The sequence below is a fragment of the Lentilactobacillus farraginis DSM 18382 = JCM 14108 genome (assembly GCF_000583655.1).
GTDB classification, from domain to species: domain Bacteria; phylum Bacillota; class Bacilli; order Lactobacillales; family Lactobacillaceae; genus Lentilactobacillus; species Lentilactobacillus farraginis.
Genome location: NZ_BAKI01000018.1, coordinates 1 through 20,388, shown reverse-complemented (window position 1 = coordinate 20,388; position 20,388 = coordinate 1). Strand labels below are relative to the sequence as shown.

The following is a 20,388-nucleotide window of genomic DNA, read 5'->3' as shown; positions in this document are numbered from 1 at the left end:
AAAATTCCGACTCCTTATATCGTTATCTTCATACTAAAACTTTACTATTTTTGGGGATATTTAGAAAGAAAAAAGTGATTTTAAGTCTCGTTTAAGTTAAGGTGCGTACTCTAGAAAACAATCAGTTAAGCATAAAATTGATTTAACTGGTAGATTGCTGAAAGGCTCAGCTTTCTTCTTAAATTTCTCCCTCAATATACCCTCCAAATATAAATTGATTAATGCTGCCCGTCAGAAATGATGGGTTTTTGTATGTAATGGCTACAAACCAATAATTTTGAAGAGCTGAAATAATGATCGATATTTTATTTTAAGCTTTAAGCTTCGTTTAAGTCACTAAGGGTATTCTAATGTTATTCAAATCGAAAGGGGGCTTATCAACCTGAGCAACTTAATATTCTAGGGAATTATTTTTCAATAATTGAATCGAAAGGAAGATTATAGATGAATATCAAAAAAACACTTTATGTAGCTACCGCTTCAACTGCATTAGTGGCATCGACACTTTTAACGGGGGCAGTTGCAAGCGCTAATTCAAACCCGGGGCAGTCTCCGGCCAATCAGCCAAATACGCAAAAGGCTAAAACTGCTAACGATAACTCGCGGAGCATGGATCTGGTTTCACGTGGAACCGGCAGCCAATATAATTCACAAAACAGTGGTTACAATACGACGGTTACGTCGACCAGTCTATTGAGTCAGTTAAGCTATAAGGTTCAGACGACCGACAACGATGGTTCGATCAGTGATAATCCATTTTCGATTCGAATTTATAAAAATGGCTCACTGTACAAAACGATCAGTTCAAGTTCAGGAACCTTAAGCGGCTCGTTATGGGTTGGTTCAGGAACTTACACAGTTAAAGTTTACACCACTAACGGTGCCAGTCATTGGACAGGTGGTTTGACACTGGGCGGCTTGATTTAAAGCTGTCCAGGTGCCGGCGCGTTTTAGGATCAAGCATAATGCAAAGGCATATAAAAAAACTCATTTAGGTCATGAGAAAAAGGATTGGAACAGGGCGATTGTTCCAATCCTTTTTAAGTGGATGAGGGGTGATTAATTAGCTGGGCAATTATTAAGATCCGCTCTATAATAAACACGAAAAGAATTTTAATTAGTGAAGAAGGGGGGGACAAGATTGGATCGCCAATTAACACGGCTCAGTAAACGATTATCGTTTGTATTGCGGCATCATCCGGAGAAAATTGGTATCCAGCTTGATCAATATGGCCGGGTGAATCTGGATACGCTAATTAAAAAGTTTAATCAGCATTATGGTACACCGCTCAGTAAAGCCGTCATTAAGACAATTATGCAGCAAAGTGATAAGCAACGATATGCAATTGAAGGACCGACTATTCGCGCCCTATATGGTCACAGTATTCCGGTAAAACCGCTAACACCACCAGCAATGCCGCCTGAATATCTTTACCACGGGACGACCCATGCCGCTGCCGAGTTGATTAAAACAGACGGCTTAAAGAAAATGGATCGGGATTTCGTCCATTTGTCAGCCAACCGTCAAATGGCAATTCAGGTCGGTCGACGTCGGGACCCACAACCAGTTATTTTTCAAGTAGCTGCTCAGCAAGCTGCCAAGAATCACCTTTTATTCTATCCGACAAAGAGTGGTATCTGGTTGGTAGATGCCATGCCGGCTGCGTTTTTAACTCAAATTCAGGGATAGCTTTTGATTGGAGGAATTAGTGATGGCAGCTGATAAAGAAACTGAGAAGAAACCGAATCCGCTTAAAATTCGAAAACCGATTCATGGACGCTGTCCACGGTGTAATCGACCAATGATGATTAACTATGGGTTAAACCGGTGTCCCAATTGTGGCTTTATTTTTAAGTCGAATTTAAAATTGAATTAATGGGTCGTTGGCTGAAGCAACTGCTTTTTAGTAGCGACAATCGTCAAAAAATTTTTAATAATTTGTGCACCGACTTTTGGATCTGTCATAATTGATTCCGGATGAAATTGAACGCCATAGACGTTTTTAGTTTCATCGGCAACCGCCATAATTTCACCATCGGCAGTTTCAGCTGTTACGACCAGATTGGTTGGCACCGTTTGCGGGTCAACAATCAGGGAATGGTATCGAGCAGCTTTAAAGGAATGGGGACAGTTTTTAAAAAGGGCTGTTTCTGAAACGACATTGACTTGTGAAGGTTTTCCGTGCATTAATTTTGGTGCGTGGACAACTTTGGCACCATAGGCTTCCGCGATAGCCTGATGTCCCAAGCAGACACCTAAAATTGGCACTTTTCCTAAAAACGCGTCCAAAATTTCAGGCATATTGCCGGCGTTTTCCGGACGGCCCGGGCCGGGTGAAAAGATAATGCTTTCCGGATTTAATTCGGCTAATTCATTAGCTGTGACAGCATCATTTTTAAGAACGGTAATCGGGTCTGCAGATAGATTTCCAATTAATTGATATAGGTTATATGTGAAACTATCGTAATTATCAATCAGATAATGCATGTTGAAGGCCTCCTTTGTCAGCTGTTTCTTTTAATGCATTTACAACGGCACTGGCTTTGTTGTTGAATTCTTGATATTCATATTTGGCGATACTGTCTGCTACAATACCGGCACCGGAATGAACGACCAGGTTTGATCCCTTGCGATAGGCGAGGCGAATGCCGATACATAAGTCCAAGTCACCGTCAAAACCTAAGTAACCCAGGCAACCACCGTAGACACCCCGTTTTCGGTTTTCCAAGCTACCGATAATCTGCATAGCTGAAATTTTGGGAGCGCCGGATAAGGTTCCCGCCGGCAAAACGGCGTTGATGATGTCAACAGCCGAGGCGTCCTTTTTAACGTTGCTTTCAACCACTGACCCCAAATGCATCACATTGGCGAATTTTAAAAGGTGGCGATAAGCAGTCACTTTCACCGAGCCAAATTCACTGACACTGCCAAGGTCATTTCTGCCGAGATCGATGAGCATATTATGTTCCGATAATTCTTTGGAACTGTGTTGTAATTCATAGGCAAACTGTTCATCTTCCTGTTGATCTTTACCTCGGCGGCGGGTTCCTGCCAGTGGGTAGGTGAAGAGTGTTTTACCACGTTTGGTAATTAATGTTTCCGGAGAAGCGCCAATTGTTTCGAAGTCGCCGTGGCGGAAATAGAACTGATAAGGGGATGGGCTTTCCCTAAAAAGCGTTGGGGTGACGGCGAATAAAGACCCCGTCATAGATGCATGTTGGGGATTGGATAGAATCAGTTGGAAAATATCACCGTCAAGAATGTGTTGCTTGGTTTCACGAACTTTTTCGGTAAACTCTGTCAAAGAAAATTGTAACTTTAGCGGAGACATTGAAAACGTTGGGAGTGGTTGCTTTTCTGTTACTGAAAGAACCCGTTGTTTTAATTGACTTAATTCGGTCATTACCTGATCGTATTGCTCATTTAACCGGTCTGATGGGATAATTTGACTGAGAGTTACAGTTTTGGTTGCATGGTTATAAGCGATTACCTGATTGACCAAGACTAGATCCGCGTCGTTGAGATTCATTGGATCTGACACTTCAGGTAAGGGGGCGGTAGTTGCGTATTTGGCGTAATCATAGCTGAAATAGCCGGCCAAACCACCTAAAAATGGCGGTAGACTTTTGATTTTAGGTGTCCGATTATCACGAAGCAGGCTTTCGAGAACGGGCTTTAGAGCGATTGTTTCATATGAAACAGTGCCGTCTTTGGTAGTTGTTTCCAAGACACCGTTGCGATAGGTAAAAGATTCAACAGGATTAAAGCCGATAAAAGAGTAACCGTCTTCAGCTTTCTTGGGTTTACCGGTTAACAGAAAACAGGGATGATTCGGATCGTCGAATGCTTGTGTAACAGCGATGGGATCAAATGCGGCTGCTTGAAACTGCAAGGTAATGGGAATTGCCGGGTAATCATTCGTATATTGATTTAATTGTTCGATTGTCATAAGTTGTCAGCCTCCAAATTTATTTTTAATTAACTTAAATCTGAAAACCGCCATCGTTTACTCAGAACTGACATGAGTTGTTGCCTCCTACATAATAAAGTTTAAGTAACTAAAAAACCGTCCTTAACAAGGTTTAACTTGTTAAGGACGGTTTTTCCGCGGTGCCACCTTAATTCGACGATTCAAGTCAGGTAAATAGGATGATTACCTGGTTTGGTCGTCACGCTTAGCGAGATGCTAACACATCTCCGACAACTGACGTATGTCTGAACGTTTCTCCGTACTGGTTGAACTTTCAGGAGAACCCTCTGTGGTCCATTTAATTGCCTGCGTTCGGCCGCATTCTCAGCAGTAACGACTCTCTTTACGGGCACGACAATCTTGATCTCCACATCAATGGTTTATTTATGACGAATATTTAGTTGATAAAAGAATAGGGCAATTTTCATAAAATGTCAAGGTTTTTAAAATCTTATATGATTTTCATTTTTAAGATAGTGACGATTACCAGAAAAAACCGAATTTTAGGTGCTGGAATTTTATTTTTAAAAATATTTCGAATCAACAACGGCATTATATTTTAGCCTGTAAATGTTGGTAATACGGTGATTTTTGGCGGCTATTATTAGGTGAACGTTTCAAGTATGTTAGCAGGTGTTTTTAGGCTTTTTGCTTTTTGCGGTTGACAAGTCAAAAAAATAATTATATGCTTACAGCAATTAAAATTTAACTTTTTAAGGAGATTCTAATCATGAAGAAAGTCAATCGTAAAATCAATCGATTTTATTACTATTGGTTCGGGTAGTGTCCACATCGTACAGGATGCGGGCACTTGTCAGCAATCCTGTGCGGCCAATAGTTTTTCAGCATGATTAAACCGGTCACACAGTAAACTTTCAAAATACTGCGGGACCGATTCGAAAAGAATCCGACTAATACACAAAAAAACTCCCGTGGTGTTTTGAACACTGTGGGAGTTTTATTTTATACAATTTTCAGTTCTGTAATTTGAAAAAAATGAAAAGAGGATGTTAACATGATTATTATTATTAAAGCAGGCCAGGAACACGTGATTAATGAGCTTCAACAACGGTTTAGTGGGACAAATGATGTTTTTGTTCATGAAAACCGGGTCGCACTGGAAGGCGTTACGGTATCTGATTTGACTTCAGATGAGCGGGCAGCAGCCGAGCAGATTATTGATAATCCACCCAAAGCCGTTCAAAGCAGTCGGTTGTTTCACCCAGAAGATACCATTGTGGAAACTGCCCATAGTAAAATTGGCGGTTCGAATTTTACAATGATGGCCGGTCCCTGCTCAGTTGAATCGGCTGAACATGTCATGAAGATGGCCGCCGTTGCCAAGCAAGGTGGCGCGACAGTCCTTCGCGGCGGCGCCTTTAAACCACGGACTTCACCTTACTCTTTCCAAGGTTTGGGTGAAGATGGCTTGAAATACTTACGGGCAGCCGCTGATGCTTACGATTTGGATGTATTAAACGAAGTTATGGATCAGGATCATGTTGACATGATTGCGAAATACACCGATATTTTTCAGATTGGTGCTCGGAATATGCAAAACTTTTCTTTACTCAAAGCAGTTGGCAGAACCAATATTCCAGTAATGCTGAAACGGGGGATGTCAGCTACTATCGATGATATCTTAAACGCGGCAGAATACATTGCTGCCGGCGGGAATCATAATATTATCATTACAGAACGGGGAATTCGGACCTTTGATAATAAATACACTCGCAACACATTGGATGTTGGTGCGGTCCCAGTTCTTCAAAAATTGACGCATTACCCGGTAATTGTTGACCCAAGTCACGCTGCCGGCCATACTGAATTTGTTATTCCGGAAGCCCTTGCCGGCGTCGCGGTTGGTGCCAGTGGTTTGGTTGTTGAAATTCATGATGATCCTGCGCATGCATTTTCGGATGGTGCTCAGGCACTTAAGCCGAATGAATACCTTGAAATGACACAGAAAGCAGCCGCTGTTCGAGAAGCAATTCAAACACCGGTTCAAGAGAAAAGCGAGGTCGAACTATGAAAATTATTGAAGTTAAGTTACCCGATCATTCATACAATGTCGAAATTGAAACCGGCATTTTAAACTGCACGGGCCAATTGGTTTCCAGCGTTTGGTCTGAGAGAAAAATTGCGTTGGTAAGTGACAGCAATGTGGCACCGCTATATCAGGATCAGGTTGCGGATGCATTGACAAGCGTTGGCTTTACTGTCCATAATTATCAATTTCCTGCCGGTGAAGCATCTAAATCGCTGAGTGTTCTGGCTGATTTAACCCGGGATATGGCTGCGGACGGCTTTACCCGTGATGATGGTGTAATTGCATTGGGGGGTGGCGTAACCGGTGATTTGGCAGGATTCCTTGCCGCGACTTACATGCGAGGAATCAGCCTCATTCAGATGCCGACTTCTTTATTAGCCCAAGTTGACAGCTCTGTTGGCGGTAAAACAGCTGTTGATTTGGATACAACAAAAAATATTATTGGTTCATTTTACCAACCAGACCTGGTGATTATTGATCCGGAAACGTTAAATACTTTGGATCGCCGTGATTTGGTTGAGGGTTATGGTGAAATTGTAAAAGTGGCGGCTTTAACTGATGGCAAGCTTTGGGATTTGGTTCAGGAAATTAATTCACCGGCAGATATTTTGGCGAATGCGGAGGAATTAAGTCAACTTTCCATTAAATATAAGGCAGACGTTGTTATGGGAGATGAGAAGGAAGGCGGCCTTAGACAAGTCCTCAACTTTGGTCATACGATTGGTCATGCCATCGAAGCACTAGCAGGTGGTAAACTTCGTCATGGTGAAGCTGTTAGCATCGGCATGGTTGCGATAACCCGGATTTTTGAAGAGAAGGGTTTAACACAATCAGGCGTAACCCAAAAATTAACGGATCGCTTAGAAGCGGTTGGCTTGCCAATTACGTCGTCGCTGCTGGATTCTGAAGCTGTATTTGATAAAATTAAGAACGATAAAAAGAACCATGCTGGTCATTTGAACTTAATTTACTTACACCAGATTGGTGGGCCAGCAATTAAGTCAATTCCTTCTGAAGAAATTCGGGATTTCTTAGATATCAAGACGCTTCAATCGTAGACCCATATGTTAAAAATCTAAAAAAGCCAGGCTGCCTGCCTGACTTTTTTATTGCCGGCCGATAGATATTGATATGCTAAAATAGTCATTAAAATGCGTTGCGCATAAATTGGAAGAAGGATAAGTATGGCCAAATTGCGTTCTTCAATTCCTGATTTTACCTTTACGACTACCCCCAAATATCGAACCTGTTTAGAAAGAACCGTATCAGCTGCTTTACCACCAGACGTTAGTTTGAAAGCCCGTAATTTCGCGCGGTCTACTGCCAGTTCTTATTGGCTGTTACAAAAAACAACCAGCCAGGGTCCTGAATGGTTGACACTTCGAGTTGCAACTCATCCACTTTGGCTTGAAAATGCCCAACAACTTGAAATTATTTGGGAAAATCCGCGGGACTTTAAGTTGCTGAAGGATCAGTTACAACGCCATTTAATGATTTCGGAAATGGCGCCGGCCTTTTTTCGTCTCAATCAAATTGATTTAAGTACATTAAAATTGTTAACTGAATTAGAACGTCATCAGTTAATCTGGTTTATTCAGATGGCGCCGCAAATTGCAGAAGCCCACAAGCACCGCCGTTTTGATCTGGCGACTGATTTTTCGCGTACGTTTTTAATGTTGGGGGATCGAAACAATGCCAGCCATTTATTAGCTAAGGTAATATCACCGGATTTTCATCAAAAGTTAGCCCAATACTTTGGTCGAAATTTGTTGTTTTCTCAATTTACCAGGCATCAGTTACTTAAACTTTTGCCAACCAATCAGTGGGTACAGCCAATTATGGCGGCCTCGGCTATTCCTACGGATTGGCGCCAAACTTTAGAGTTGGCTTATGGATCGGGATTTACCCGGTTTTGCCTGAATCAAATTAAAAACCAGCAAAAGCGTTTAAAGCAGACAGGCAAGGCGCCATTTAGATGAATCATAAGTGATTTGGAAGCTTTTTCAAAAAAATTAAGCAATTCATAAAACTGACTTATTATCGCGTAGATTAGTGATACAATATAACTGTTATAAAGCGCTTACATATTTTGCTATCAGTCTTTATAGCAGTTATTCTAGTGGTTTGGACAAATAACGTCAGGGCTAATTTTTATGTTGGAAAGGGTTTGTAATGATGAAGGGTTCATTTAAAAAAACGGTGTTGCTTTTTTGCGGTAAAATGACTGAAATGATGTTGATTACGATTGGTTTTATTATGTTGGGAACGAAGGCCGTCGGTATTAAATCATTAATATTTTTGTTAATTGTTTTAGGAATTCTGGTATATCAGTTTATTCGTTCACAACGAAAGCATGAACTAAACAAATAAAGACCTTTGGAATTAGCAGGCCGGCGTGGTCTGTGAATATTCCAAAGGTCTTTTTGATCTTTATAACGGTTGTTTCCCGGTGATTTGTGCCAATTGTGGTTATTTCAGGTTTATAACGGTCAATTTTTCCCGAGACATTGACAAAATACTATTATGAACACCTTGAGTTCCCATTCCCGAGGCTTTTACTCCTAGAAACGGGAAGTTATCAGGGCCTCTTTGTGGTCGACCATTGACCTGAACGGTCCCAACTTCAACGGCCCCGGCAATTTCAAGGGCCTTATCAATATCTTGCGTGAAAACACTGGCTTGAAGCCCAAAATTGGACTTATTGGCAATTTTGACGGCCTCATCAACAGAATGAACCCGAATAATTGGCAGAACTGGCCCGAATGGTTCAACCCACGCGATATCCATATTCTGAGTAACGTTGTCTAACAGGTTGGTGCCATTAAGTTCTCCTTGCGGCGATTACCAGTTACTAAGGTAGCACCCTTATCAAGCGCATCGTCAATGAGCCCTTGCACAAAGTCGGCCGATTTATCATCAATTAGCGGGACAACAGTACTATTGTCAGCGGGTGAACCGACAGACAGCGTTTCGATAGCTTGTTTAAGTTTTGCCACTAATTGATCAGCGACTCTGTCGTCAACCAGTACCCGTTTAACGGCAGTACACCGTTGACCGGAGTAGGCAAAAGCACCACCAATAATGTTTTTGGCAGTTAAATCGAGATCGGCATCTTGACAAACAATAGCGGGATCCTTACCGCCCAATTCCAAAACCAGTGGAATCATAATGGATTTTTGTGAAAGGTGTTTTCCAGTTTGCGTGCTGCCTGTAAAGCTGATCATGTTAATACCGGGGTGTTCGGTTAGATAATCACCGATTTGGGAACCATGGCCTGTGATTAAGCTAAGGATTCCCTTTGGTAGGCCGGTACGATCCAATGCCTGAATCATTTTAATACCGCTAATAGCACCTTGGGTAGCTGGTTTGAAAATAACGCCGTTTCCAGCCATTAATGCCGGTGCAATTTTTGAAGCCGACAAGTTAACCGGATAATTAAAAGGCGAAATGGCAAGGACCACACCAAGCGGCACTCTTTCGATGATACCCAGCTTTTCCTTAGAACCACCCGGAAACCCATCACCACGAACACTTTCGCCGTGCATGTGCAACGCTTCTTGAACGGTATATCGAATTAAGTCAATTGTTCGGGTAACTTCTTTTTCAGCATCCGCGTAGTTTTTTCCGACTTCGTCCATAATTGTTGTTGCGATTTCTGCTTTATCCTTTTCCAACTCCCGGGCCCATTGGTTAAGATACTGACCACGTTCGCCTAAAGATAAAGCAGCCCACTTATGTTGGGCTTTTTTAGCGGCTTGAATACTTTGATCAACTTCTGGCTGAGTAACGGCTTGCACATTTCCCAATACTTTGTGTTGCCATGGCGATTGAATTGCAATGGTTTCATGAGAGCTGCTCATTTGCCATTGACCCGCCAGGTAAGCCGGATAAGATACAACATCATTTTTAACACTATCCATACGCAAACCCCTTTTCAAAAATTATTTTTATGAAAAATATGAAAATGATAATAATTTATTGTTAAACATTTTACAACTTTTTAACAATAAAAGCTACACTTATTTTCAGAAAAAATTGAAATAATTGTTGTTTTTAAATTATAAAAAGGCGGTTAAAAGCCAACTTGATTTAGGGGGATTAGCTAATTTAAAAGCTTTCACGGCGGCTTTCATAATTATAAAGTAGTGCTTGATGCTTTCAGACGGTAACAGTAATTTACGATTAAAAAACGTTTTTTATGTAAATGTATTGTCTAATGATTAGGATCTATTTACAAAAATATAGAATTAAAGCTGGTCTAATCAGAAAAAATAAGCCAAGCTAAGTTTGGCATAAACTTGTTTCAAACTTGGCTTGGTTTATTTATGATTTTGACTGACTCGTACTGGCTGTTTTATTTTCAACCTTGAAAAGATAACCAAATCCCCGAATGGTTTTTAGCATTTGAGGATTTTTTGGTTGATCTTCAATCTTCTTTCGTAAGTTACTAATATGAGTATCGATAATTCGCAATGTGGCACCGCTGGTATTTCCCCAAACAGCTGAAGCGATTTGAGCCCGACTCAAAACTGTATTGGCATGACTAATAAAAAATAATAATAGTTTGTACTCAATCGGACTGAGACTAAGACGATTATGACCATTGTTTACTTGAAATCGGTCAAGGTCGACTATGAGGCGACCGGCAGTCAGGTTACTGGTTTCCTGCCCCTGCTTGGTAATCTGCAGTCGGTCTTTATTTTGGTAAACCCAGACTTTTTGGACAATTCTGGCAGCAACTTCCCTAATTGAGGATTTTTGAATGTAATCGTCCAGATGGTAATTTAAAAAATAACGGCAAATAGTTTCAACCGGTTCACCGGATTTATCCAATAATAAAATCGGCCCGGCTACCTGGCTTCTCATGATTTGAATTTCCGATGCATTATTTGGGAGGGCAATACTGCTTAGATCCCAGACGACACCGGAAATTTGCTGCAGGAGATGTTCGAGGGGTTCAAAAGATACTCGCATTTTGATATGAAAAGCGTTCAACATTTTTTCGAGCTGATTGGCCAGCTGTAGATCTTGGCTGATGAGTAGGATTTCCAATGGCATCTATTCTTCCTCCAATTTTAAATAAATTGATTACATCTTAAGTTATGCCATACTTTTATCCAAAATCGGTGATATTTACGATACTTTTACATAAACGAAACTCGATATTTACATGACGTTGATATATTAAGGCTGTACTTAAATGAGTACCAATAAAAACGGGTTTCAATTAGGAGGAAATCATATCATGAAAAAAGATCCTTTTTTTCAGCAATCGTTGCATTATCTGCTATGGGGGTTTTACTTGCCGGGTGTGGTTCGAACAGTGCCAGTTCATCGAAAAAATCATCTTCCAGCTCAAATGTTAAAATTACGGCCGTTGGTTCAACTGCCCTTCAACCTTTAGTTGAACAAGCTGCCAGTGATTACCAAAAAGATAACAGCAAGGTTAACATTTCTGTTCAAGGTGGTGGTTCCGGTACGGGACTCAGCCAAGTTCAAGAAGGTGCTGTTACAATTGGTAATTCAGATATTTTTGCTGAACAACAGTCCGGCATTAAGGCCAACAAATTAGTTGATCATAAGGTTGCGGTTGTTGGTATGACACCGGTTGTTAATAAAGGTGTGGGCGTTAAGAACTTAACAATGGCCCAATTAAAAGGTATTTTCACTGGAAAGTACAAGAATTGGAAACAAGTTGGTGGTAAAGATTTGAAAATCAACGTTGTCAACCGGGTTTCCGGAAGTGGTACCCGAGCAACCTTTGAAGGGGCTGTTCTTGAAGGTGCCAAAGCCATTAAGACACAGGAACAGGATTCGAACGGAACGGTTCAAAAGATTGTTTCAACTACTCCGGGAACGATCAGTTATCTGGCCTTCTCCTATGTTAACAGTAAAATTGAAGCACCATCCGTTAATAATGTTAAACCAACTGACCAAAACGTTGAAAATAATAAGTGGAAGATTTGGTCATACGAGCACATGTACACTAAAGGTCAACCAAATGCTGCAACCAAGAAGTTCTTAAACTACATGAATTCAAGTAAGGTTCAAGATAGTCTGGTTCAAAAACTTGGGTACATCAGCATTCATGACATGAAAGTTCAAAAAAATGCCAGCGGTGCGGTAACAACTAAATAAGGATTAAACAAAGCTGATTTAAATAGTGGTTCATCACGTGGAGGCTGGAGGCAAACCTGTGTTGTTGTCTCCGGCCTCTGTCCGCTTTAAAAAGATTATGACAAAATTGTTTTTAAACCAGGAGGTATTGATATTATGGAAGGGATTAAGTCTGAAACTGAAGACAAACTTAAAATGGATGGGATCAAGAAGGAGTTGCGGAATCCATCTAAAGCCACTCATCAAGATTACTTCGGTAAAGCAATCAGCTATATCTGTATTACGTTGGTGGGATGTTTAGTACTCTCGATTTTATATTTTATAACGACTCGTGGTGTGGCGACATTCACAGAGAACCATGTTAATTTATGGGCATTTTTGTCCGGAACTAATTGGAATCCGGGGATGCTTGATTCTCATGGTCAGCCTGAAGTCGGCGCACTGCCAATGATCGTAACGTCCTTCTGTGTTACAGTACTTGCCGCATTGGTAGCAACACCGTTTGCACTTGGAGTTGCGTTGTTTATGACTGAAATTTCACCGCAAAAGGGAACCCGGTTTCTGCAGCCGGTTATTGAATTACTAGTCGGGATTCCTTCAGTTGTTTATGGCTTTATCGGCCTATCGGTTATTGTACCGTTAATTCGCCATGCGTTTGGCGGAACCGGTTTTGGAATTCTGGCCGGGACAATCGTGCTCTTTGTTATGGTATTGCCAACTATCACATCGCTTTCAATCGACAGTATCCGGTCGGTACCAATGTACTATCGGTCCGCTTCACTGGCGCTGGGAGCTACCAGATGGCAAACGATTCATAAGGTTGTTCTCCGAGCCGCAACGCCGGGAATTTTAACTGCAATTATTTTCGGGATGGCCAGAGCCTTTGGTGAAGCATTGGCCGTTCAAATGGTTATTGGTAATGCTACGCTAATGCCACATGGCCTTTTGACACCTTCGTCAACTTTAACCAGTCAGTTAACAACCGGAATTGGAAACACGACAATGGGAACGCTACCCAACAATGCACTGTGGTCATTAGCTTTGATTTTGTTGCTCATGTCACTTGTCTTTAATGTATTGGTTCGATTTATTGGAAAGCGAGGTAGTATGAAAAATGAATTCAAAAGCTGCAAATAATGTTGCGACCGGTGTTATTTATTTACTTGTGACAGCCGTTGTCGGGATTTTAATTTTTCTGTTAGGTTATATTTTGATTACCGGAGTACCCCATGTTTCAATACACTTTATTACTTCGGCAGCTGAGTCGTTTCGAGCAGGCGGTGGGATTCGTGATCAGCTTTTTAACTCTTTGTATCTATTGGTTTTAACGTTGATTATCTCATTTCCAATTGCGCTTGGTTCCGGCATTTATCTGTCTGAATACGCGCCACACAATTGGTTTACCGGCCTTATTCGAACAGCTATTGAGGTTTTAAGCTCCTTACCATCTGTGGTTGTTGGTCTGTTTGGTTACCTGCTGTTTGTTATTAAATTTAACCTTGGCTTTTCAATTCTGGCCGGAGCGATTGCCTTAACCTTCTTTAACTTACCGTTGCTGACCAGAAGTATTGAAGAATCTTTGGAAGATGTGCCCAATTTACAACGGGAAGCTGGCTTGTCGCTTGGATTATCAAGATGGAAAACAATCACCGGGATTGTCTTTCCGGCTGCTCTTCCCGGCATTCTAACTGGAATTATTCTAAGTGCTGGTCGAGTATTTGGTGAAGCTGCCGCTTTGATCTATACTGCCGGTCAGAGTGCCCCGACTGTTAGTTATACAAACTGGAATCCCTTTAGTGCGGCAAGCTTTCTGAATCCGATGCGACCGGCCGAAACGTTGGCGGTTCATATTTGGAAAGTCAATACAGAAGGTGTGACCCCGGATGCACTGCAAATTTCAAGTGGGGCTTCGGCCGTTTTGATCGTTGTTATTCTATTGTTCAATTTAGCTGCCCGATTCCTGGGGAACTGGGCATTTAAAAAGATGACAGCGGCCAAGTAGGAGGATACTATGCAAACTTATTCATTTGATCAAAAACACATTATTCATATTCCAACTGAAAAAGCGTTGACGACCGAAAATCTACAGGTGTTTTATGGCGATAATCATGCGATGCACGATGCCAGTCTTGAATTTCCCCGTTACCGGATTACAGCGTTAATTGGTGCATCGGGCTCAGGCAAGTCTACTTATTTACGCTGCTTGAATCGTATGAATGACGCAATTGCCACTGTTAAGGGAAAAATTATTTATCGGGATACAAATATTAATAGTAAAAAAATCAATGTTTATGAAGTTCGCAAACACATCAGTATGGTTTTTCAGCGCCCCAACCCTTTTGCTAAGTCCATTCGGGAAAATATCACGTTTGCGTTGAGACGAAATGGCATTAAAGATAAGCAGGAACTGGCTTACCGGGTAGAAAACAGTTTGAAATCCGCCGCACTCTGGGATGAAGTTAAGGATGACCTGGATAAAAGTGCGCTTGCCTTATCAGGTGGTCAGCAGCAGCGACTTTGTATTGCCCGTTGTGTTGCAATGAAGCCGGATATTTTGTTATTGGATGAACCCGCCAGTGCCTTGGATCCGATTTCAACAGCTAAAATTGAGGAAACATTAAAAGAATTGCGGAAAAGTTATACGATTATTATCGTAACCCACAATATGCAACAGGCTTCCCGGATCGCAGATTACACCGCGTTTTTTCACATGGGTCACGTCTTGGAATACGATAAAACTGAAAAGATTTTTACAAATCCGCAAATAAAAGCAACTGAAGATTATATTTCCGGTAATTTTGGTTAAAGGAGCATGCCGACATATGGAAAAGACAGCTAATACAAAAACAAAACAAATTATTACTTCCGAAGATGTTCATCTTTACTATGGCTCGTTTGAAGCACTTCACGGAATTGATCTAAATTTTGGTGAACATGAAATTGCGGCTTTAATTGGCCCTTCCGGGTGTGGCAAGTCAACTTATTTACGTTGCTTGAATCGAATGAATGATTTGATTCCGGGGGTTAAAATTACCGGGTCAATTGAACTGGAAGGTAATGATATTTACGCGCCTAAAGTTGATGTGGTTGAATTAAGAAAACGGGTTGGGATGGTTTTTCAGCAGCCGAATCCGTTTCCCTTCAGCGTCTATGAAAATGTCGCTTATGGTTTACGGTTGGCAGGCGTTCGGGATAAAAGCCTGCTGGATGAACGAGTGGAAACCAGCTTAAAACAAGCGGCAATTTGGGATGAAGTTAAAGACAATCTGTATGATAGTGCGCTTTCTTTTTCCGGTGGTCAGCAACAGCGGATTTGTGTTGCCCGGGTGTTGGCAGTTCAACCGGAAGTGGTTTTGTTGGATGAGCCGACCAGCGCCTTGGATCCAATCTCCAGTGCTAAAATTGAGGATACGCTGTTAAATATTCGTGATAAGTACACCATTATCATCGTGACGCATAATATGCAACAAGCTTCTCGAATTTCTGATCGAACGGCGTTTTTGCTTAATGGTAATTTGGTTGAGTATGACAAGACCGAAAAACTATTTATGAATCCGGAAAAAGAAGAAACCAGTGATTATCTTAATGGTAAGTTTGGATAGGGGATGGCTAAAGATGAGAGCATTATTTGGGGATGAATTAAAGAAACTGCACGGTCGATTTGTTGAGATGGGATTAAATATAAGTGAACAGATTTATAATTCTACGAAGGCGTTCATTGAACATGATAAGAAGTTAGCGCAGGAAGTGATTGACGCGGATACGAACACAAATGGCGAAGAAATGAGTCTTGAAAAGCAGGCTTTGAAATTAATTGCACTGCAGCAGCCGGTGGCAACGGATTTCCGAGTGATCATCAGTATTTTAAAAGCAAGCTCCGACTTGGAGCGGGTCGGGGACCATGCCGTCAGCATTTCAAGGGAAACTATCCGCATGAAAGGGCAGGCCAGAATTCCCGGGGTTGAAAAGGAAATCGCCAAGATGACGGATCAGGTTCGTGACATGTTGGAAAAAGCTTTGGACGCTTATTCTAAGAATGATGAGCTGGCAGCTAGAAATTTATCCAAAGAAGATGTCGATGTCGATAAACAATATCTATTGATTCGTGACGAGATTACCAAGTCGGTTCACAATGATACTGAAACGATTCAAGCCAGTTCCAGTTATTTCCTGGTAATTCGGTTATTGGAACGAATCGGGGATCACATTGTTAATTTGGCAGAATGGATTGTGTACAGTGCCAGTGGCAAGATTGTTGAGCTAAACCCTGGCAAGGCCAATCCTGAATTGGTTAGAAGATTGTATTCAGACATCGTAAATACCGAAGGAAGCAAGAGATGAACGCAAACTAAACGCAAACACATTCGCAAACTAAGTCGGAAACTTTCCGATTTAGTTTGCGAATGTTGTTTTTTTACGAATTTTTTACAAATTTTTGCCTTGTGATTTACATGACACCGTTATCCTAAAAAGTGAAAGGTGAATGATTATCAGGAACTTTTTTGAGGGACGGTGAAAATCATGTCAACGGTGTTTAACGAGATGAGACAAACGCCCAAAACGGGCTGGGTTATCTCACTTGTTGTTTTGACCATTATTGTGATTCTGATAAGCATTTCATGATTATTATTTCTATTGGAGGGTATTGTTAATGGGAAGTCGGACAAAGTCAAAGTCGTTAATAAAAAGTGTTTTGAAGTGTGTATTTGTGCTTACAATTACCGGAACCGCGTTGGCAGGTCACCAAACAACCGGACATGCGGCTAAAAGTGCGGCACATCAATCGATAGATAAAGCGTTAACGCCCACTAAAGGACCGTATGGCTACTTTATTGATCATTACAAAGAAAACGTCAAAACAAATGCAACGCCGGATAATAATCCAGCGATTTCTATTTTTAATAATACATTTTTAAGCTATTGGTCCCCGGATGGAACCAAGAAAAACGCGGATTTACTACAGGAAAATCTCGATAAATCTATTCAAATTACCAACCATGAAACTCAGGCTGAAATTGATCGATCTTATCTGACGGACCGTCGTGATCTACGCTATAATCTGATTAGTGGCTTCGGTCCATATGCATCTGCTTTTATTAAGGATACAAATGCGCAGACTGATTTTAATAGTGTGCCGAGTTCCCCATTACCTGCTAATTCACCTTATAGCTCAATGAAATGGGCTGATGAAGATTCTAAATTGGGGTCGGTTGTTAAGCTTGTTAATTTAAACGAAGATTCTGACTGGTCAAGTACCGGAACACCAAAGGCTTACATTAAATATGTTCGGCCATATCGACTGAGTAGTCAGGTAAAGGTCAATCCGTATTTGGTTAATGTGATGGCTGCTGCCAAGCAGAATGATTATGATTTTCCAAGCGGTCATACAACGGCGGCCTTTGAAACCGGTGAAAGTTTGGCTTATGTATTTCCACAAAGGTTTCAGCAATTAATCACCCGCTCTTCGGAAGTCGGATATGACAGGGTTCTGGCTGGCCGTCATTCGCCGTTTGCGGTGATTGGTGGTCGGATACTTGGAACCGCGATGACAGCAGCTACTTTGAATGATCCTGCAAATAAGCAGTTAATTAATCAAGCTTATCAAGACGCACAAAAGGATCTGAGTAAAGCTGATGATCCGACTCAAAAAGATGATTTTGCTAATTATGAACAAAATTTAAAGGATTATACTTATCGGTTAACCTATGGGTTTAAGCCAATCAGCAGTACGACTAAGCCAATGGTTGTCCCTAAAGGTGCTGAAGTCCTTCTGAAAACTCGTTTCCCATACCTGTCTGACACGCAACGACGGGAAATCCTGTATACTACCGGCTTGCCATCCGGTTACCCAATGTTGGATGATCCCGAAGGCTGGGGTCGATTAAACTTGTTTAAGGCTGCTAACGGATTTGGCGAGTTCTTAGCGAATACAACCGTTAACATGGATGCTTCAAAGGGTGGTTTTGAGGCTTCGGATACTTGGAAGAATGCCATTTCCGGAAAGGGCGGCCTGATTAAAGCAGGCTCCGGTAGTCTGACCCTGCTTGGTAATAACACGTATAGCGGTGGGACCACTGTAAAGGCCGGCTCACTGACAGCTGACAATAACCATGCTCTGGGAAAGGGTGACTTGAGACTTAATGGCGGGACCGTTACACTTAACTCGAAACATGTAACGGTTGACGGTAACTATACACAAGGTAATCAAGGAACGCTTGCATTAAAAGCCGGCGATAAAGCCAGTGTTTCCGGAACCGCTCACTTAAATGGGAAACTGGTTCTCAACGGAAAATCCGGATCCAGTCAAACGGTTCTTACTTTTGGCAAGCGAATTGGCAAGTTCGATCACGTAACACTGCATGGCTTTGGCAAAGGTGCCCATGTTATGTATACTGATAAATCAGTTAAAGTTGTGGAGTAAGGTGGTTTTCGATTTAGTTTTCGTTTAAAGAAAAGGTTTGACTTTAAAAATTGGCCGGCTTATATTGAGTTTAATTAACTTTTGAATTGAACGGCGTTAAAGTCGTTGTTTTCCGGGGAATGTAAGCTGTTGTCAATTTAAGATCGAAATGGTATTAAATGAAATCCCCTGTGACCTAATGGTTTCAGGGGATTTTTACATATGCTGATGGCGGCGTTGCCTTTCTCTGGTATTACTGTAAAGGAAGCGGTTGAGATGACTTTTATAGGAACACTGTGCCTGCTTTTGGTACTGACGACCTTAGCAGGACACTTGGCCAATCGAATGGGGGTACCGGCCGTTATTGGCCAAATCTTGGTTGGAATTATTGTTGGACCGGCTGTTCTAAACTGGGTCCAGCTTAATTCGATACTCCAGATTTTTTCTCAGATTGGGGTTGTGATCCTCATGTTTATCGGCGGCCTGGAAAGTAATTTGGGCTTGTTAAAAAAGTATCTGCGACCCGCTGTCGTTGTTGCAATTATCGGAGTAATTTTTCCGATTGTAATGATTGGTGCCGCTGGGTTGGCGTTTTCGTTGAAACCTTTTGAAGCCATATTTGTTGGTGTGGTTTTCAGTGCAACGTCAGTTTCGATTTCGGTTGAAGTTCTCCGTGACTACCAATCACTGGACACCAAAGAAGGGGCAACCATTTTGGGGGCTGCTGTTGCTGATGACATTATCGGTGTTATTTTGCTATCGGTTATGATTGGCATGATGGGCACGCAGGGGGCTAAAGCAGGACAATCGCCTGTTAATTTGGGGTTGGTTTTTTTGGAACAGCTTCTTTTCTTTGGGGTGACCTACCTAATGGTAAAGTGGATTGTGCCTTACCTAATGCGCGCGGGAGAAAAGCTGTTAATGGCTTCAAGTGTCACGATTACGTCAATGGTGATCTGCCTTGGCATGGCATGGTTAGCGAATTTAGCCGGCCTAAGTGGTGCGGTTGGCGCTTTTTTTGCTGGTATTGCGGTTGCGCACACGCCATACCGGGAAGTGATTGAAAATCATATGGAACCCATTGGATATGCGCTGTTTGTGCCGATGTTTTTTGCCGGCATTGGGTTAAATATGTCATTTGCCAATTTGAATCACTCAATTGGTCTTGTTATTGTTTTGACAGCTTTGGCATGTCTCAGTAAATTAACCGGGTGTGGCCTGGGAGCTTTAATAAATGGTTTTGATATTCATAGCAGTTATATGATTGGCAGTGGCATGATCAGCCGGGGCGAGATGGGCTGATAACTGCGCAAATCGGTTTTTCTGTCCACCTGCTTTCGGCTTCTTATTACTCGGATTTAATTTTAGTCATTATTCTTTCCACGATTGTGGCACCCCTTTTATTGAAAAATGCGATTCATCATTTGCCACAGTCAAAAAACGTTGATGTACCAGCTGTTTGACCTGCTAAAGAGGTGGCCATTTGATAAACTTTTTTCACATTTTTTTAGAAAAAAGCTTGACATTCTTATGTTAAGTAAATAGAATCTTAGACAATGACAACAAGATATTTAAAAAACAATGCGTAGAAGAGTAGTTTCCAGAATGATTTAAAGAGAGTCCCTAGTTGGTGTGATGGGATAATCAGACTGGAAGTGAAAGTAGTCTACAAGTCGTAACTATGATTTCAATGGTAGTAGTTACTGGGAATGCGCCCATTACCGCAATGGAGTATCGTTCAGATCAGACCGGTCTTTTCTGAACCGTACTTTTTGAGCTGATTATTGTGAGATAATCAGGAATAAAGGTGGTAACACGTGAAAAACGTCCTTAGCTGTTGTAATTAAAAA

16 protein-coding genes, 2 pseudogenes and 1 other annotated feature are annotated in these 20,388 nt (G+C 41.5%); of the genes and pseudogenes, 14 read left to right on the top strand and 4 right to left on the bottom strand.

Annotated elements, in window-relative coordinates; genetic code table 11:
- The first annotated feature begins 444 nt into the window (after positions 1-444).
- Together JCM14108_RS07560 and JCM14108_RS07555 are read left to right on the top strand one after the other, a co-directional pair.
- Positions 445-927 (top strand): hypothetical protein, encoded by a 483-nt coding sequence (locus JCM14108_RS07560; RefSeq protein WP_035179849.1) that lies wholly within the window; start codon positions 445-447, stop codon positions 925-927.
- Between the two features lie 214 nt (positions 928-1,141).
- The gene (locus tag JCM14108_RS07555) at positions 1,142-1,690 is read left to right on the top strand and encodes an RNA 2'-phosphotransferase (protein WP_035179847.1); all 549 of its coding nucleotides are present in this window, start codon (positions 1,142-1,144) and stop codon (positions 1,688-1,690) included.
- Positions 1,691-1,873: 183 nt separating this feature from the next.
- Here the strand turns inward: JCM14108_RS07555 and JCM14108_RS07545 are convergent, their stop codons facing one another.
- Together JCM14108_RS07545 and JCM14108_RS07540 are read right to left on the bottom strand one after the other, a co-directional pair.
- Positions 1,874-2,488, bottom strand: a complete 615-nt coding sequence (locus tag JCM14108_RS07545) for an anthranilate synthase component II (protein WP_035179842.1) — start codon at positions 2,486-2,488, stop codon at positions 1,874-1,876.
- Positions 2,472-3,950 carry an anthranilate synthase component I family protein gene (locus JCM14108_RS07540; protein WP_035179840.1) on the bottom strand — a complete coding sequence of 493 codons (1,479 nt, stop codon included), beginning with the start codon at positions 3,948-3,950 and terminating at the stop codon, positions 2,472-2,474. The genes JCM14108_RS07545 and JCM14108_RS07540 overlap by 17 nt, the downstream gene beginning before the upstream one ends.
- Positions 3,951-4,986: 1,036 nt before the next feature.
- On the opposite strand from JCM14108_RS07540, the gene aroF reads away from it, so the two are divergent.
- The 4 genes from aroF to JCM14108_RS07520 all read left to right on the top strand — a co-directional run bounded on the left by aroF (position 4,987) and on the right by JCM14108_RS07520 (position 8,391).
- Positions 4,987-6,003 (top strand): 3-deoxy-7-phosphoheptulonate synthase, encoded by a 1,017-nt coding sequence (gene aroF, locus JCM14108_RS07535; RefSeq protein WP_035179837.1) that lies wholly within the window; start codon positions 4,987-4,989, stop codon positions 6,001-6,003.
- Positions 6,000-7,079: a 3-dehydroquinate synthase gene (gene aroB, locus JCM14108_RS07530; protein WP_035179833.1), complete on the top strand. Its 1,080-nt coding sequence runs from the start codon at positions 6,000-6,002 to the stop codon at positions 7,077-7,079. The genes aroF and aroB overlap by 4 nt, the downstream gene beginning before the upstream one ends.
- Before the next feature lie 126 nt (positions 7,080-7,205).
- Positions 7,206-8,000, top strand: a complete 795-nt coding sequence (locus JCM14108_RS07525; protein WP_035179830.1) for a hypothetical protein — start codon at positions 7,206-7,208, stop codon at positions 7,998-8,000.
- A gap of 193 nt (positions 8,001-8,193) precedes the next feature.
- Positions 8,194-8,391, top strand: a complete 198-nt coding sequence (locus tag JCM14108_RS07520) for a hypothetical protein (RefSeq protein ID WP_035179827.1) — start codon at positions 8,194-8,196, stop codon at positions 8,389-8,391.
- Positions 8,392-8,490: 99 nt separating this feature from the next.
- Here the strand turns inward: JCM14108_RS07520 and JCM14108_RS07515 are convergent.
- Positions 8,491-9,941, bottom strand: a pseudogene (locus JCM14108_RS07515) (NADP-dependent glyceraldehyde-3-phosphate dehydrogenase).
- Between the two features lie 403 nt (positions 9,942-10,344).
- Positions 10,345-11,079 carry a response regulator transcription factor gene (locus JCM14108_RS07510; RefSeq protein ID WP_035179823.1) on the bottom strand — a complete coding sequence of 245 codons (735 nt, stop codon included), beginning with the start codon at positions 11,077-11,079 and terminating at the stop codon, positions 10,345-10,347.
- Positions 11,080-11,310: 231 nt separating this feature from the next.
- On the opposite strand from JCM14108_RS07510, the gene JCM14108_RS07505 reads away from it, so the two are divergent.
- The 8 genes and pseudogenes from JCM14108_RS07505 to JCM14108_RS07470 all read left to right on the top strand — a co-directional run bounded on the left by JCM14108_RS07505 (position 11,311) and on the right by JCM14108_RS07470 (position 20,001).
- Positions 11,311-12,159, top strand: a complete 849-nt coding sequence (locus JCM14108_RS07505) for a phosphate ABC transporter substrate-binding protein PstS family protein (protein WP_051996079.1) — start codon at positions 11,311-11,313, stop codon at positions 12,157-12,159.
- Between the two features lie 174 nt (positions 12,160-12,333).
- Complete coding sequence (pstC, locus tag JCM14108_RS07500; protein ID WP_035179894.1) at positions 12,334-13,275, top strand: phosphate ABC transporter permease subunit PstC; 942 nt, start codon at positions 12,334-12,336, stop codon at positions 13,273-13,275.
- A complete protein-coding gene (gene pstA, locus JCM14108_RS07495; RefSeq protein ID WP_035179817.1) occupies positions 13,253-14,140 on the top strand; it encodes a phosphate ABC transporter permease PstA in 888 nt (295 codons plus the stop codon). The genes pstC and pstA overlap by 23 nt, the downstream gene beginning before the upstream one ends.
- Before the next feature lie 9 nt (positions 14,141-14,149).
- On the top strand, positions 14,150-14,944 hold the full coding sequence (gene pstB, locus JCM14108_RS07490; protein ID WP_035179813.1) for a phosphate ABC transporter ATP-binding protein PstB: 795 nt from the start codon (positions 14,150-14,152) through the stop codon (positions 14,942-14,944).
- 16 nt (positions 14,945-14,960) lie between these two features.
- A complete protein-coding gene (pstB, locus tag JCM14108_RS07485) occupies positions 14,961-15,740 on the top strand; it encodes a phosphate ABC transporter ATP-binding protein PstB (protein ID WP_035179811.1) in 780 nt (259 codons plus the stop codon).
- 13 nt (positions 15,741-15,753) lie between these two features.
- Positions 15,754-16,479, top strand: coding sequence for a phosphate signaling complex protein PhoU (gene phoU / locus JCM14108_RS07480; RefSeq protein WP_035179810.1), 726 nt, complete (start codon positions 15,754-15,756; stop codon positions 16,477-16,479).
- A gap of 310 nt (positions 16,480-16,789) precedes the next feature.
- A complete protein-coding gene (locus tag JCM14108_RS07475; RefSeq protein WP_035179808.1) occupies positions 16,790-18,559 on the top strand; it encodes a phosphatase PAP2 family protein in 1,770 nt (589 codons plus the stop codon).
- A 255-nt stretch (positions 18,560-18,814) separates the two neighbouring features.
- Positions 18,815-20,001 (top strand): annotated as a pseudogene (locus JCM14108_RS07470) (cation:proton antiporter).
- A 109-nt stretch (positions 20,002-20,110) separates the two neighbouring features.
- Positions 20,111-20,373, top strand: a binding site (T-box leader).
- Positions 20,374-20,388 lie beyond the last annotated feature (15 nt).

Bases quoted from the DNA above. Each gene is read 5' to 3' on its own strand.
- pstB (WP_035179813.1), top strand. From the start codon at position 14,150: ATGCAAACTTATTCATTTGATCAAAAACACATTATTCATATTCCAACT.
- JCM14108_RS07525 (WP_035179830.1), top strand. From the start codon at position 7,206: ATGGCCAAATTGCGTTCTTCAATTCCTGATTTTACCTTTACGACTACC.
- pstB (WP_035179811.1), top strand. From the start codon at position 14,961: ATGGAAAAGACAGCTAATACAAAAACAAAACAAATTATTACTTCCGAA.
- JCM14108_RS07505 (WP_051996079.1), top strand. From the start codon at position 11,311: ATGGGGGTTTTACTTGCCGGGTGTGGTTCGAACAGTGCCAGTTCATCG.
- JCM14108_RS07545 (WP_035179842.1), bottom strand. From the start codon at position 2,488: ATGCATTATCTGATTGATAATTACGATAGTTTCACATATAACCTATAT.
- JCM14108_RS07540 (WP_035179840.1), bottom strand. From the start codon at position 3,950: ATGACAATCGAACAATTAAATCAATATACGAATGATTACCCGGCAATT.
- JCM14108_RS07475 (WP_035179808.1), top strand. From the start codon at position 16,790: ATGGGAAGTCGGACAAAGTCAAAGTCGTTAATAAAAAGTGTTTTGAAG.
- JCM14108_RS07510 (WP_035179823.1), bottom strand. From the start codon at position 11,079: ATGCCATTGGAAATCCTACTCATCAGCCAAGATCTACAGCTGGCCAAT.
- JCM14108_RS07520 (WP_035179827.1), top strand. From the start codon at position 8,194: ATGATGAAGGGTTCATTTAAAAAAACGGTGTTGCTTTTTTGCGGTAAA.
- pstC (WP_035179894.1), top strand. From the start codon at position 12,334: ATGGATGGGATCAAGAAGGAGTTGCGGAATCCATCTAAAGCCACTCAT.
- pstA (WP_035179817.1), top strand. From the start codon at position 13,253: ATGAATTCAAAAGCTGCAAATAATGTTGCGACCGGTGTTATTTATTTA.
- aroB (WP_035179833.1), top strand. From the start codon at position 6,000: ATGAAAATTATTGAAGTTAAGTTACCCGATCATTCATACAATGTCGAA.
- phoU (WP_035179810.1), top strand. From the start codon at position 15,754: ATGAGAGCATTATTTGGGGATGAATTAAAGAAACTGCACGGTCGATTT.
- aroF (WP_035179837.1), top strand. From the start codon at position 4,987: ATGATTATTATTATTAAAGCAGGCCAGGAACACGTGATTAATGAGCTT.
- JCM14108_RS07560 (WP_035179849.1), top strand. From the start codon at position 445: ATGAATATCAAAAAAACACTTTATGTAGCTACCGCTTCAACTGCATTA.